Annotated in this window: 12 protein-coding genes; 5 read left to right on the top strand and 7 right to left on the bottom strand. The window is 45.3% G+C overall.

The window, feature by feature from the left end:
* Positions 1-110: 110 nt before the first annotated feature.
* From J7E37_RS11095 to dnaE, 3 genes are all read right to left on the bottom strand, one after another.
* Positions 111-674, bottom strand: coding sequence for a GntR family transcriptional regulator (locus J7E37_RS11095; RefSeq protein ID WP_251009620.1), 564 nt, complete (start codon positions 672-674; stop codon positions 111-113).
* Positions 675-741: 67 nt separating this feature from the next.
* Positions 742-1,980, bottom strand: coding sequence for an NADP-dependent malic enzyme (gene ystJ / locus J7E37_RS11090; protein WP_215023927.1), 1,239 nt, complete (start codon positions 1,978-1,980; stop codon positions 742-744).
* Between the two features lie 198 nt (positions 1,981-2,178).
* Positions 2,179-5,529, bottom strand: coding sequence for a DNA polymerase III subunit alpha (gene dnaE, locus J7E37_RS11085; RefSeq protein WP_215023925.1), 3,351 nt, complete (start codon positions 5,527-5,529; stop codon positions 2,179-2,181).
* Between the two features lie 116 nt (positions 5,530-5,645).
* Here dnaE and ytrH point away from each other — a divergent pair, with 116 nt between their 5' ends.
* The 3 genes from ytrH to J7E37_RS11070 all read left to right on the top strand — a co-directional run bounded on the left by ytrH (position 5,646) and on the right by J7E37_RS11070 (position 7,558).
* Positions 5,646-6,023, top strand: a complete 378-nt coding sequence (gene ytrH, locus J7E37_RS11080) for a sporulation membrane protein YtrH (RefSeq protein ID WP_214777772.1) — start codon at positions 5,646-5,648, stop codon at positions 6,021-6,023.
* 1 nt (position 6,024) lies between these two features.
* Positions 6,025-6,528 (top strand): sporulation membrane protein YtrI, encoded by a 504-nt coding sequence (gene ytrI / locus J7E37_RS11075; RefSeq protein ID WP_214777770.1) that lies wholly within the window; start codon positions 6,025-6,027, stop codon positions 6,526-6,528.
* A 706-nt stretch (positions 6,529-7,234) separates the two neighbouring features.
* A complete protein-coding gene (locus tag J7E37_RS11070; RefSeq protein WP_214780675.1) occupies positions 7,235-7,558 on the top strand; it encodes a hypothetical protein in 324 nt (107 codons plus the stop codon).
* 54 nt (positions 7,559-7,612) lie between these two features.
* On the opposite strand, the gene J7E37_RS11065 is transcribed toward J7E37_RS11070, so the two are convergent.
* The gene (locus J7E37_RS11065; protein ID WP_215023924.1) at positions 7,613-8,548 is read right to left on the bottom strand and encodes a DHH family phosphoesterase; all 936 of its coding nucleotides are present in this window, start codon (positions 8,546-8,548) and stop codon (positions 7,613-7,615) included.
* A gap of 175 nt (positions 8,549-8,723) precedes the next feature.
* On the opposite strand from J7E37_RS11065, the gene J7E37_RS11060 reads away from it, so the two are divergent.
* Positions 8,724-9,020 (top strand): YtpI family protein, encoded by a 297-nt coding sequence (locus J7E37_RS11060; RefSeq protein WP_214780679.1) that lies wholly within the window; start codon positions 8,724-8,726, stop codon positions 9,018-9,020.
* 48 nt (positions 9,021-9,068) lie between these two features.
* Here the strand turns inward: J7E37_RS11060 and J7E37_RS11055 are convergent, their stop codons facing one another.
* The 3 genes from J7E37_RS11055 to J7E37_RS11045 all read right to left on the bottom strand — a co-directional run bounded on the left by J7E37_RS11055 (position 9,069) and on the right by J7E37_RS11045 (position 11,551).
* Positions 9,069-10,388: a CBS domain-containing protein gene (locus J7E37_RS11055; protein WP_214780681.1), complete on the bottom strand. Its 1,320-nt coding sequence runs from the start codon at positions 10,386-10,388 to the stop codon at positions 9,069-9,071.
* A 127-nt stretch (positions 10,389-10,515) separates the two neighbouring features.
* Positions 10,516-10,764: a hypothetical protein gene (locus J7E37_RS11050; protein WP_214780683.1), complete on the bottom strand. Its 249-nt coding sequence runs from the start codon at positions 10,762-10,764 to the stop codon at positions 10,516-10,518.
* A gap of 106 nt (positions 10,765-10,870) precedes the next feature.
* Positions 10,871-11,551 (bottom strand): metal-dependent hydrolase, encoded by a 681-nt coding sequence (locus J7E37_RS11045; protein WP_214780912.1) that lies wholly within the window; start codon positions 11,549-11,551, stop codon positions 10,871-10,873.
* A gap of 242 nt (positions 11,552-11,793) precedes the next feature.
* Here J7E37_RS11045 and J7E37_RS11040 point away from each other — a divergent pair, with 242 nt between their 5' ends.
* On the top strand, positions 11,794-12,891 hold the full coding sequence (locus J7E37_RS11040; RefSeq protein ID WP_215023922.1) for a M24 family metallopeptidase: 1,098 nt from the start codon (positions 11,794-11,796) through the stop codon (positions 12,889-12,891).
* The last annotated feature ends 38 nt before the right edge of the window (positions 12,892-12,929 follow it).

The following is a 12,929-nucleotide window of genomic DNA, read 5'->3' as shown; positions in this document are numbered from 1 at the left end:
AAGTGGCCAGACCACTTTTTCAAAAAAGAAAGAGAGGCTGCCCTCCAGGCATCATAGGCATGTCCACAAGTATATAACATCCTTTCTACAAAAGATGTTACTTCATGTCGTCATTCCGTCGACATTTTCCGTAGCATGCGATATCTTTCCAGGATCAGATCTCCTCTTTTTGTTTCAAGTGAGTCTACCAGTTTGTGATAATCTTCTTTTTCAGCATCTGATACTTTCAGCTGAAGTGCACTATAATAATCATTCAGTATATACCAAATTCGATAAAAAAGATGATTGTCGGCAAGGTCGGCAATTTTCCTGAAAAATTCCCCGTCCTCAAAATTATGGTCATCTATCCAGACCTTTAATCTTCTGATTTCGTCTTCCTTTATCTTTTCAGCTGCCAGGTACAGACAATCGACCTCAATCATATTTTTCGTTTCGACAACATCATTTTTTGCTTTTTCATCCTGCAGGATAAAGGTGCTTAATAATTGGACAAGCTGGTTGCCGCGGAAGTCCCTGATGAATGTTCCTTCTCCCCTTCTCGTCTCAATCAAGCCGAGAAGCTCTAGGGCGCGCAATGCCTCGCGAACGGAGGAGCGCCCGGCATTCAGGCGCTCTGAAAGTTCACGTTCGGATGGAATTTTATCCCCGGGCTTTAAGCCGTCTTTATTAATCATTTCCCTTAGCTGCCTGACGATTTCCACATAAACCTTTGTGCTTTTTTCAGGCTGTGTCACTAAGAGATCACTCACCTTTTCCAATCAATGCTAGGCGCATGGTGCGCTCTTTGACTTCTTCCGGATCTACTTTAATTCGCGCGACGCCGGTTTCCATCGCCGCATTCGCAACAGCCGCCGCAACAGCAGGTGCCACACGCGGGTCAAACGGGCCTGGAATGACGTAATCACTTGAAAGCTCGGATTCCTCAATCAAGCTGGCGATTGCATTAACAGCAGCTACCTTCATTTTTTCATTGATATGGGTAGCCCTGGCATCCAATGCTCCGCGGAAGATTCCCGGGAATGCAAGAACATTATTTACCTGGTTAGGGAAGTCGGATCGGCCTGTACCTATGACTGCCGCTCCAGCTGCCTTGGCTTCATCAGGCATGATTTCCGGCACCGGATTGGCCATTGCAAAAATAACCGGATTATTATTCATTGTCTGGACCATTTCAGAAGTCAGTGCTCCAGCGACAGAAACTCCGATGAATACATCTGCTCCCTTGATGGCATCCGCAAGTGATCCTTCAACATTGTCACGGTTCGTGAATTTAGCCACTTCGTCCTTGATCGCATTCATGCCGTTAGGGCGGCCTTCATAAATCGCACCCTTTGTATCGCACATGATGATGTCCCGGACTCCGTAAGAATAGAGAAGCTTAATGATCGCAATTCCAGCAGCTCCTGCTCCGTTCGCGACCACTTTAATTTCATTCATTTTTTTGCCGACAATTTTCAAGGCATTTACGAGACCAGCCACTGTGACAATCGCTGTTCCGTGCTGATCATCATGGAATACCGGAATATTCGTTTCTTTTTTCAAGCGTTCTTCTATAGCGAAACAGTTTGGAGCTGCGATGTCCTCCAGGTTGACTCCGCCAAAAGTCGGCTCCAGCAGCTTTACAGTCTCGACAATCTTATCAACATCTGTTGTATTCAAACAAATAGGAAAGGCATCGACTCCGGCAAAGCTCTTAAAAAGAACAGCTTTTCCTTCCATTACTGGAAGGGCTGCTTCAGGACCGATATTCCCCAGGCCCAATACAGCTGTGCCATCAGAAACAACGGCTACCATATTGCCCTTCATTGTATAATCAAAAACAGTTTCGGGCTTATCATATATTTCCTTGCAAGGCTCCGCCACCCCTGGCGAATAAGCAAGGCTTAAGTCCCTTGCATTCCTTACAGGTACTTTTGATTTTGACTCTAATTTCCCTTTATTTACACGGTGCATGTGCAAAGCTTCTTCACGTAAAGTCAACTCAGGTCCACTCCTTAGTTATAGGCTTTCTTCGTCAAAATTTGGCTTTTGCCATACTCCATTCAGCTATGAACCAGAGAAGAGCAATATTTTCGCCAATACGACAATAATAAAATACCTGGTTATAGAAAAAGTCTTCAGTGGTCTGACCACACATATCCTTTTCCAATATAACACATCTATTATACTTGTAAAGAACTAATTTTTCAGGACAACATTATTGTCACCCAATACCTTCTTTAGTTCTCCAATACTTCCTTGTTCTGTGCTTACACTGAACTCGTTTGGCAGCAGGAGCGATTTTTCGGTTTCTTCGTTATACACTATAACCGGTACAGCACCATGATGTTTTTTCAATAAAGCTTTAAGTTCATTCATCTTTCCGGCACTGTCCGTCCCTTTAGCGATCCGCAAATATAAAACAGGTTCTTTTCTTGCTTCCCTGTCAAGGTCAATAACCTGGTTCACGATAAATTGGCTCTTCCCTTCCCGTTCATCGAACTTGCCTTCCAGCAGCGCCATTTTCCCCTGGCCCAAAACATTTCCGTACTGCTTATATACAGCCGGGAATACGACAGCATCTGTTTCCCCGCTTGCATCGCTAATGGTAAGGAACGCCATTGCTTCGCCTTTTTTCGTCCGGATTTTCTTATCCTCAGTGATATAGACGCCAAGCCTGACTTTGCTTCCCGGAGATTTCGAGGCAATCTTTTTGACACCGGCTGCCTTGAATTCCTTTTCATAAATGGAAGCGGGATGCTTCGACAAATAGACTCCGAGTACGTCCTTTTCGAGGCTGAGCTTGTCTTCGATCCGCATCGGGTCGACCTCGGTATACTTTGGCTTCAGAGAAAACTCTGCTTCTGCGAACATATCAATCTGGCCGGAATCATCAGGGGCCACAAGCTGTGCATGTTCAATCGCAACATCAACCGTCGCTAAAAGGACGGCGCGGTCCTGGCCGAATTCATCGAACGCGCCTGAATAAATCAGTGCTTCGAGCACTTTTCTTGTGGCAGCCTTTTGGGGCACACGAATGCAAAAATCGAATATATCCTTAAAAGGCTTGTTTCGTCTTGCCTGGAATATTTCCTTCAGTGAGGCGATTCCTACTCCTTTTATTCCGGCGAGGCTGTAGCGGACTGCATCCCCTTCTGGCTGGAAGCTGAAGGCACTTTTGTTGATGGAAGGAGGAAGAAGTTTGATCCCCATTTGCTGCAGTTCTCTTGCATACTGTGCGATCTTAACATCATTCCCGATTGCTGACGTCAGCAGCGCCGCCATAAAATACAGCGGATAATGAGCTTTGAGGTACGCCAGCTGGTAGGCAATCATGCTATATGCAACCGCATGGCTCCGGTTAAAGCCATAGTTAGCAAATCGGACGATCAAATCATAGATAAGATTCGCTGTTTGCGTGTCATATCCTTTCTTTACAGAACCATTTACAAAATGTTCACGTTCCTGGGCAAGAACTTCCTTCTTCTTCTTTGAAACTGCTCTCCTCAGCAAATCCGCTTCTCCCAGGGAAAATCCGGCAAGCTGTGAAGCAATCTGCATGATTTGCTCCTGGTAAACGATGACCCCGTATGTGTCCCGGAGAATGGGTTCGAGATCCTTATGATAATAGTCTATAGGCTGCCTTCCGTGCTTGCGGTCAATGAACAATGGAATATTCTCCATCGGACCTGGACGATAAAGGGCATTGACTGCGACAATATCTTCAAACCTCGTTGGTTCCAGCCTTGTCAGTACCTTTCTCATCCCGTCAGATTCCAGCTGGAAAATACCTGTCGTTTCTCCCCTTCCAAGCATCTCGAAGGTTAGCTTATCTTCAGCCGGGATATCATGAATGTCCAGCTCGCGCCTTGTTTTTTGCTTGATGGACTGAAGGATCGAATCTATTAAGGTCAGATTCCTCAAGCCCAGGAAGTCCATCTTCAACAAGCCTAATTCTTCAAGGTGATCCATTGAATATTGAGTAAGGAACACCTTCGACTGGCCGGACTGGATCGGCACGACATTTGTAAGCGGCTGTTCGCTGATTACAACTCCCGCAGCATGTGTGGACGTATGCCGGGGCAAGCCTTCGAGTTTCATTGCCGTTTCAAGGATTCTCTTATTCTTGGACGATTCTTCGATAAAACTCCTTAACCCGGCAGATTCCTCGATTGCATCTTTCAGGGTAATGCCAAGCCTTGATGGCACAAGCCTTGACAGACGATCAAGCTCCTTCGCGTTCAAGCCGAATACGCGGCCAACATCCCTTACCGCTGCTTTCGCGGCAAGTGTTCCAAAAGTTGCAATCTGTGCTACATGAAGCTCCCCGTATTTTGCCGCGACATATTCAATAACCTCATCCCTGCGGTTATCAGGGAAGTCGATATCGATATCTGGCATTGAAATACGTTCAGGATTCAAGAACCTTTCAAAGAGAAGATTATGTTCAATCGGGTCTGCATCCGTTATGTACAATACATATGAAACGATTGAACCAGCCGCAGAACCACGCCCCGGTCCGATGAGGATTCCTCTTTCCCGCGAGTATTTTATGAAATCCCAGACAATCAGGAAGTAATCACTGAAGTTCATTTTTTTAATGACTGATAACTCATATTTCAGCCTGTCTTTGTGTTGTTGGGACGGATTTCCGTATCGCTCTTCTAATCCCTTAAAGCAAAGTTCCTCTAGCATTCCATCCGCATTTTTCCCAGGAGGGACCGGGAACTTTGGCAGATGCCTTGTTTCGAAATCAAGCATGACATTGCAGTCCTCTGCTATTTTCAGGGTATTTTCCAATGCTTCTGGATAATCCGAGAACAGCTCGCCCACTTCTTTTGCCGGCTTTAGGTAGAACTCACTGCTGCCCAGCTTTTCACGGGCATCATCCTGGAGCTTCTCCCCATTTTTGATCGCCAGCAGGCACTCCTGGGCAAAAGAATCTTCTTTTTCCAGATAATGCACCTGGTTGGAAGCAGCCAGTGGAGTGCTGGTTTCCGTACCCACCCTTGCCAGCTGTTCAACCAGCTCCTCTTGTCCCGGAAGGCCCTGGTCCTGTATGGCCAGGTAAAAATGATCCCTGCCAAAAATCTGCTTATATAAATCCAGCGTCTTTAGCGCTTTCTCTTTTTCACCATTTGCTAAATAATACTCGATTTCTCCCTGGGTCCCAGAAGTAAGCGCAATTAGTCCTGAAGCATAATGCTTCAGCCATTTCACCGGTATTCCCTCGGGAGATTTTGTCTGTACAGCACTTGAAATCTTGATCAGGTTCTGGAACCCCTCATTGTTTTTCGCGAGCAGCACAAGCGGAAAGGACTCATCTTCCAAAGTCTCGCTGACAACGTCAACCGTCAGGCCCAACAAAGGTTTGATTGAGTTCTTCAGGCATTCTTTGTAAAATGCGACTGTTCCGTACATTACATTGCGATCCGTCAGTGCGAGTGCGGAAAATCCTTTTGCCCTGGCATCGCGGACTAGCTGCTCTACTGTCGCCGTACTGGTGAGCAGGCTGTATGCACTATAGACATGAAGGTGAATAAATGGCATTTCTCTCACACCCTTAAAGGTTCATCTTCTTTCATTATAGGCTTTTCAGGTAAAAAAAGAAAATATGTTCTCATTTCTTCAAGGAAGTTTAAACATATTGATTGCAGATTGTCCATATGATGAATTACGAGGAAAAAATCTACCATTTACTGAGGGTGTTTTATTTGAATCAGCCATTTGCTTCCCATCTGTTCGAAGCCTATTTTATCGCGCTCGGTGTTTTGCTTGGCGGCTCGCTGATTGGCGGATTAGCCGCTTTTTTGACAGGACAGCCTTTGATGACGGAAATTGCGCGCTTCTCAAGTTCCATCCGTATATGGGCGATCATTGCTGCGATCGGCGGTACCTTTGATACTGTCTACAGCTTTGAACGCGGTCTTTTAAACGGTGAAACGAAAGATATTTTCAAGCAGTTCCTTTTGATCCTCACAGCCATGGGCGGTGCGCAGACAGGAGCACTGCTGATCAACTGGCTGACGCAGGAGCATGTATAAAATGAGAATCCCTCCTTATTACCGCAGACCTGAGTGGCAGAGATTTTTTTCTGGTATGGCCATAGGCGCTCTCCTGAGTTGGGTATTATTTTTATACATTCATGGTGTTTGGATGGAAAAACAGGCAAAAAAAATTGAGCAGCAGAAGGATGAAATAGCCGACCTGAAAAGCGATATCCAGATCTGGATGGAGGATTACGAAGAGCTAAACAAGAAGAATCAAGAGAATTTGACTGTCCAGGAGATCAAAGTGAAAATCGTCAATGATAAAAAATATAAGCAGCTTGATACGCTAAGTATCTACGAGATCGAGGAGGAAACCAAGGGGCAGTTGAACATGCTTCTTGCCAAGGATTTAGATTCGGTTTTTAAAAGCAGGGATTTGATCACCAAGGTCATAGAAAACAAATCCATTAAGGTGAATGACAAACGCTATAAGCTGAAAATCAAGTCGATGGTCATCTATACATCCGTCAGCATTCAGGTGGAGATTAGCCTGGATTGATCGGGGAGCCAGTATTCATGCCTGGTTTGGGTGAGAGCATGGAAAATCCTTGCGATTACAGCTGCTCTTTGACAGCTTTGTAGCGTTCTGCATTAATCCCGGCTTTTACTTGACAGCTTTGGGCTCTCAACCCTGAAACCTGTCACAATAACCACGTTTTCTTGACAGCTTTGGCCCTTGAACCCTGCAACCTGTCACAATAACCGCGTTTTCTTGACAGCTTTGGGCTCTCACCCCTGAAACCTGTCACAATAACCACGTTTTCTTGACAGCTTTCGGCTCTCACCCCTGAAACCTGTCACAATAACCACGTTTTCTTGACAGCTTTGTGCTCTCAACCCTGAAACCTGTCATAATTACCATGTTTTCTTGACAGCTTTGACCCTTGAACCCTTCAAGCTGTCACAATAACCACGTTTTCTTGACAGCTTTGGCCCTTGAACCCTGCAACCTGTCACAATAACCGCGTTTTCTTGATAGCTTTGAAGCTTGCCACACAAAAGCTGTCACGATTCTGGCTTTCTCATGACAGCTTAATGGGTTCCTCTTGAAAGCTGTCACGATTCCGGCTTTGCATTGAGAAGTTCTATGTAGTAGCTGTCTAATACCTGCCAGTAAATAAAGGGAATTCCCTCCAGTTTGTGTGACTCCTGATAAAAACGGGAATTATAAAGCATATGCCTAATTATAGACAGGAGGGATTCATATGAGTTTTAACAATGGAGCAGGAAACAGCGGCAGTGGTGTTGGCGGAGGAGTTTTCCCGGCGTACGCCATGAACAACGCAAATGGTGAAAACCAGGTGAAATTGAATGAGGATCAGTATGATATATATGTGAATGATGATTTTGTCGGTCAAAAAAGCCTTAAGAATCAGGGGGAACATCTTTCTGACATCGATGACTTCTTAAAACAGCAGGGAATCACTGATTTTACAGCTTCCCTTGACGGTGACCACTACAAGATCCAGACCGATGGATTGAATGCGGAAATCACGGATGCTTTAAAGGTTTATTTTAATAATAGATAATGTTCAATAAGCAAGGTGCGCTTCAGTATTGAAACGCACCTTTTTTGTGGATCTCTATTCCTCACATGCTTTGATTAAGTCTCCAAGAACCCGGTGGACATCATCCCATGAATAAATGGATGCACCTGCAGCCAGCGGATGGCCTCCGCCATTGTAATTTCTGGCGATTGTATTGATTACAGGCCCTTTGGAACGAAGGCGAACCCTGATTTGATCTTCTTCCTCAATGAAAAATACCCAGGCCTTAATTCCCCTGACATTCCCCAGCTCACTTACAAGCAATGATGCTTCAGATGGCTTGACGGAATACTGATCAAGCAGCTCCCGTTTCATCACTACCTTGGCCGCACCATTTTCCAGCAGTTCAAAGTTCTGGAGGATGTATCCGTTCAACTTCACCACATTCGGCGCCAGCTCATACATTCTGTCATAAAGCTCTGTACGCGAGAAGTTATAGTGGATCAATTCTCCTGCATATGCAAAAGTTTTGTTAGTGGTGCTCGGATACAGGAATCGGCCAGTGTCGCCAACAATTCCGGCATACAGCAATCTGGCTGCCTCATCTGACATCTTCAGGCCCTTATCCTTGAAAGTAAGGTAAAACTCATAAATCATTTCACTTGTAGAGCTTGCTGAAGTCTCCACCCATAGAAGATCGCCGTACGGATCTTCATTCGGATGATGGTCAATTTTCACAAGCTGCTCCCCTAAACGGTAACGTTCATCACAAATTCGCTCGGCATTCGCTGTATCACAGACAATCACTAGCGCGCCTTTAAAAGTATCGTCCGAGATAGAATCAAGCCTTCTCAAATAGTTAAGCGATGGCTCCTCTGTGCCTACAGTGTAAATATTCTTTTCAGGGTACGAAGCCTTCAGGATTTCAGCAAGCCCTCCCTGCGAACCGTATGCATCAGGATCCGGCCTTACATGACGATGGATAATGATCGTTTCATAGTTTTCAATAGTCTCAAGTATTTGCTCTTTCATCAAAATGCTCCTCCATCTTTTTCATATCTTAATTATGAACATATTTTTTGGAAAAGAAAAGCAGGAACCTTAACTGGCAGGGTACCGGCATTCTCTCCCAGTCTTCAACCTTTGCTTGGCAATCTCCATGAATAAGCTGTAAAATAGAGTAGATTATGAATTTGGAGGAATTGCAATGCCTATTCTCGTTTTATTGATCATTCTTTCACTTGTCTTCTATATCTTTTACAAGATTAAATATGTCCGCAGCAAAAGGCCTGCAGAGCGAAGCTGGCTTTCTGCAAAATCAAGCATCGCCCTGGGTTTGTTCGTCGCCCTTTTCGGGATCAACCAATTGTTCCTTTTCCAGACTGCTGTCACATACATCGTAGGTGCTATTTTCATTGTCATTGGTTCATTGAGCGTCTGGGGCGGGATCAAAGCATATAAGTTCTACCTTCCACACGCTGCCAAGGAAGCCCAGGAAAATTAGAGTACAACAAAGCCGACCCTGTTATTAAGGATCGGCTTCTTTCAACTGTTAATGTCTGTCGATCAGCTGACACATCATCATAGCCTTACCGACGAGAACGCCGTCATTGAAGGCTTCGATATCGACCTTACCGAACTTCCTTCCCACCTCTAGAACCTTCGGGTAGATCTCTATGACACTGTCAATCTGCACTGGCTTGATAAAATAAATCGTCATATTCTCGACAACCAGGTCACCTTTTTTATACCCTCGCAGCACACGGTTCGCGGCTTCTGTGACGATTGTTGTAAACACGCCATATGAAATCGTCCCAAGGTGGTTTGTCATCTGCGGAGTCACCTGGCAGCGGAAAATGTCTTCATCCTTTGTTTTTCCTTTTGCCAGAACAAGCTGGTTCGTAACCGTATCATCAAGTGTTTCCCCTACTTGCGGCTGTCGCTGGATCATTTGCAGAGCCTTCAACACATCCTGTCTGCTGACAATGCCCTGAATCCTGTTGGCATCGTCCACAACTGGCAAGACTTCAATGCCCTCCCACACCATCATGTGAGCGGAGGATGCTACACTCGTCGAACCGCTTACGGTCATCGGTTGTTTTGTCATGATCTTCTCAATCACTGTATCCTGTTCATGCCCCATGACATCCTTCGATGTGATCATCCCGATTACTTTCATATTCTGGTCCACAACCGGAAAACGGCTGTGAAGCGTTTCATCCTTGTGCCGATACCAATCTGATACCCGGTCATTAGCCTTAAGGAAGATCGTTTCCGTAACCGGGGTCAGGATATCCTCGACAAGGATAATTTCCTTTTTGATCAACTGATCGTAAATCGCACGGTTGATCATCGTCGCTACTGTAAAAGTATCATAGCTGCTGGAGATGATCGGCAGCTGCAATTCATCGGCAAGTTTCTTTACATGGTCTTCAGTATCAAAACCACCGGTCACTAAAACAGCTGCTCCTGCCCGCAGCGCCTGCTCATGTGCTTTGTCGCGGTTCCCGACGATCAGCAGGTTGCCTGCACCCGTATAGCGCATCATCGCCTCAAGCTTCATCGCCCCGATGACGAACTTGTTCAATGTTTTATGAAGCCCGGCACGGCCGCCCAGCACTTGCCCATCAACGATATTGACAACTTCGGCAAAAGTAAGTTTTTCAATGTTCTCTTTCTTTTTCCGCTCAATCCTGATGGTGCCGACACGTTCAATCGTGCTGACATACCCTTTATTTTCAGCATCCTTAATTGCTCTATATGCAGTTCCTTCGCTTACGTTCAGCGCCTTGGCGATTTGGCGTACCGAGATTTTTTCTCCTATTGGCAATTCATCTATATATTGAAGTATTTGTTCATGCTTAGTTGCCAAGACTTTCACCCTTTTTAATAATTTTCCGTACAAAGTAGTTCTATCCATTATTATTATAAGGTTTAAAAGGGTTGGATTCAATTTAATTAGGATGGAAGTCCTTTATATAGAAAAAACTGGCTGATTCTCAGCCAGTGTAAACACGTGATTTCCTTTTCAAACTGCTTTCCATCTTCCTGCTGCCTGCCCTGGAACGTTTTTTCGGCGTGTATAAAAAGGCTGCCAGATTTCCCGCGAAGACCAGCAAGGCCAGGAACAGCCACGAACCGGCAAATAAAGCCTCTTTTCCTCCCATCTGGAAGTTGAGCTCCGGCATTCCTATGTAAAGCATCATGCCGCACAACAGCAAGTATAACAAGTAACGGTTCTTCTTCATCTTCCCCCTCCTACAGGTTGTCTTGGTTTATATCTATGCTTCCAGGACAAAAATTAGCATGGCCAAATAGAAAAAGCTGCACAACTTTTTGTGCAGCTCTTGACTTCTATAATTCAATTGCCTCTCCTGCTTCAAGAACAGTGCCTTTATTTTTCTTAAGCATTTTAACAAAAGCATGCGGATCCTGCTTGATTGGCGGGAATGTGTTGAAATGAATCGGAACAACTTCCTTCGCATCCAGGAATTCCGCTGCCAATGCCGCATCTTCCGGGCCCATTGTAAAATTGTCGCCAATCGGCAGAAATGCCAGGTCAATCGGATGTCTCTCCCCAATAAGCTTCATGTCTGAAAACAGACCCGTGTCACCTGCATGGAACACGGTCTTCCCTTCTGCCATGAACAGAATCCCAGCAGGCATGCCGCCATAAATGATTTCATTGTTCTCAGTTACCATTCCTGTTCCATGGAAGGCAGGAGTCATTTTGACCTTGCCAAAATCAAATTCATACGCACCGCCAATCGACATGCCATGCGTGTTCAAGCCCTTCCAGCTTAAATATGTAGCCACTTCGAAATTGGCGATTACAAGCGCATCATGCTTCTTCGCCAGTTCGACCGTATCCCCAAGATGGTCGCCATGGGCATGAGTAAGGATGATGACGTCAGGCTTTACATCTTCCACCTTCAGATCGGTCAGGTCATTGCCTGTAATGAATGGATCAATCAGGATTGTCTTCCCATTTGTTTCGATTTTTACAACCGAATGTCCGTGATAAGATACTTTCATATTATCGCTCCTTTCATTCAAGGCTTTTTTTGGGCAATAAACCGCTGCAGTTTTAGGCATCATGCCGCCGCTGACCTGCAGCCTCTGCAAAAAGCCATCCTAATAATTTATTTCAACACTCTTTGCCTATCTCCTTCTTCCATTTTCTTTTTACCCAACAACCTCTCTCGTTAAAAGTTTTACTTTTCACCTGCGAATTGCTACTCTCATAGTGTGATGTACATATCAGAGGAGGAATTTCTATGACGGAAAGATTGGCTGCGTTATCAGGCTGGATGAAGGACAATGGTGTCGACGTCACTTTTGTTACATCTCCTGATAATGTATTTTACCTAAGCGGATTTTTAAGCGATCCTCACGAAAGACTGCTGGCAGTTGCTGTATTCCAGGATGCCGAGCCGTTCATGATTTGCCCGGCAATGGATAAAGAAAATGCTAAAAATGCCGGATGGGAACTTGAAATCATCGGCTACAGTGATACGGATGATTCCATGGAGCTTGCTTACAATGCGATTAAGAACCGCGTTCCTTCAATCAAGAAAACCGCGATTGAGAAGGAACAATTGAATGTAGAGCGTTATGAAAAAATGGCTGGCCTGTTTGGCGGCTCTGAATTTGTTTCAGCAGAGGAAAAACTGCGCCAGATGCGAATGATCAAAACAGAAGCTGAATTGCAGAAACTGAGAAAAGCGTGTGAGCTGGCCGACTTTGCCATAGAGACAGGGGTAAATGAAATCCAGGAAGGCAAAACCGAGCTAGATGTCCTTGCAGCAATTGAATTTGAATTGAAGAAAAAGGGCGTAACGGAAATGTCGTTTTCAACGATGGTCCTTACTGGTAAAAATGCAGCAGCACCGCACGGGACACCTGGGCTGACGAAGATCAAGAAAGGTGACCTCGTCCTGTTCGACCTTGGCGTTGTGATGGATGGCTACTGCTCTGATATCACACGGACCGTTGCGTACGGTGAGATCAATAAACAGCAGGAAGAAATTTATAACACCGTTTTAAAAGCACAGCTTAAAGCCCTGGATACTGCACGGGCTGGTGTTGCCTGCTCAGAGGTCGACCTTGCTGCACGCAATGTGATAGAAGAAGCTGGATACGGCGACTACTTCCCTCACCGCCTTGGGCACGGACTCGGAGTCAGCGTCCACGAATATCCATCATTGACCAGCACGAATCCTTTATTAATGGAAAAAGGAATGGTGTTCACCGCTGAGCCTGGAATATATGTACCTGGCGTTGCGGGAGTGAGAATTGAAGATGATGTCGTTATCACCGAGGATGGAATCGAAATCCTAACGAAATTCCCTAAAGAATTGGTCTTTGTATCGTAAAAAGAATCAAAACCGCCTGCGATCCCGGATCCAGGCGG

The organism is Bacillus sp. ISL-39 (genome assembly GCF_018613295.1).
Lineage (GTDB): Bacteria > Bacillota > Bacilli > Bacillales > Cytobacillaceae > Mesobacillus.
The sequence above is the reverse complement of the archived record's forward strand: the minus strand, read 5'-3'. Positions and strand labels throughout refer to the sequence as shown.

Bases quoted from the DNA above. Each gene is read 5' to 3' on its own strand.
- J7E37_RS11095 (WP_251009620.1), bottom strand. From the start codon at position 674: ATGATTAATAAAGACGGCTTAAAGCCCGGGGATAAAATTCCATCCGAA.
- dnaE (WP_215023925.1), bottom strand. From the start codon at position 5,529: ATGCCATTTATTCACCTTCATGTCTATAGTGCATACAGCCTGCTCACC.
- ytrH (WP_214777772.1), top strand. From the start codon at position 5,646: ATGATGAATTACGAGGAAAAAATCTACCATTTACTGAGGGTGTTTTAT.
- ytrI (WP_214777770.1), top strand. From the start codon at position 6,025: ATGAGAATCCCTCCTTATTACCGCAGACCTGAGTGGCAGAGATTTTTT.
- J7E37_RS11070 (WP_214780675.1), top strand. From the start codon at position 7,235: ATGAGTTTTAACAATGGAGCAGGAAACAGCGGCAGTGGTGTTGGCGGA.
- J7E37_RS11065 (WP_215023924.1), bottom strand. From the start codon at position 8,548: ATGAAAGAGCAAATACTTGAGACTATTGAAAACTATGAAACGATCATT.
- J7E37_RS11060 (WP_214780679.1), top strand. From the start codon at position 8,724: ATGCCTATTCTCGTTTTATTGATCATTCTTTCACTTGTCTTCTATATC.
- J7E37_RS11050 (WP_214780683.1), bottom strand. From the start codon at position 10,764: ATGAAGAAGAACCGTTACTTGTTATACTTGCTGTTGTGCGGCATGATG.
- J7E37_RS11045 (WP_214780912.1), bottom strand. From the start codon at position 11,551: ATGAAAGTATCTTATCACGGACATTCGGTTGTAAAAATCGAAACAAAT.
- J7E37_RS11040 (WP_215023922.1), top strand. From the start codon at position 11,794: ATGACGGAAAGATTGGCTGCGTTATCAGGCTGGATGAAGGACAATGGT.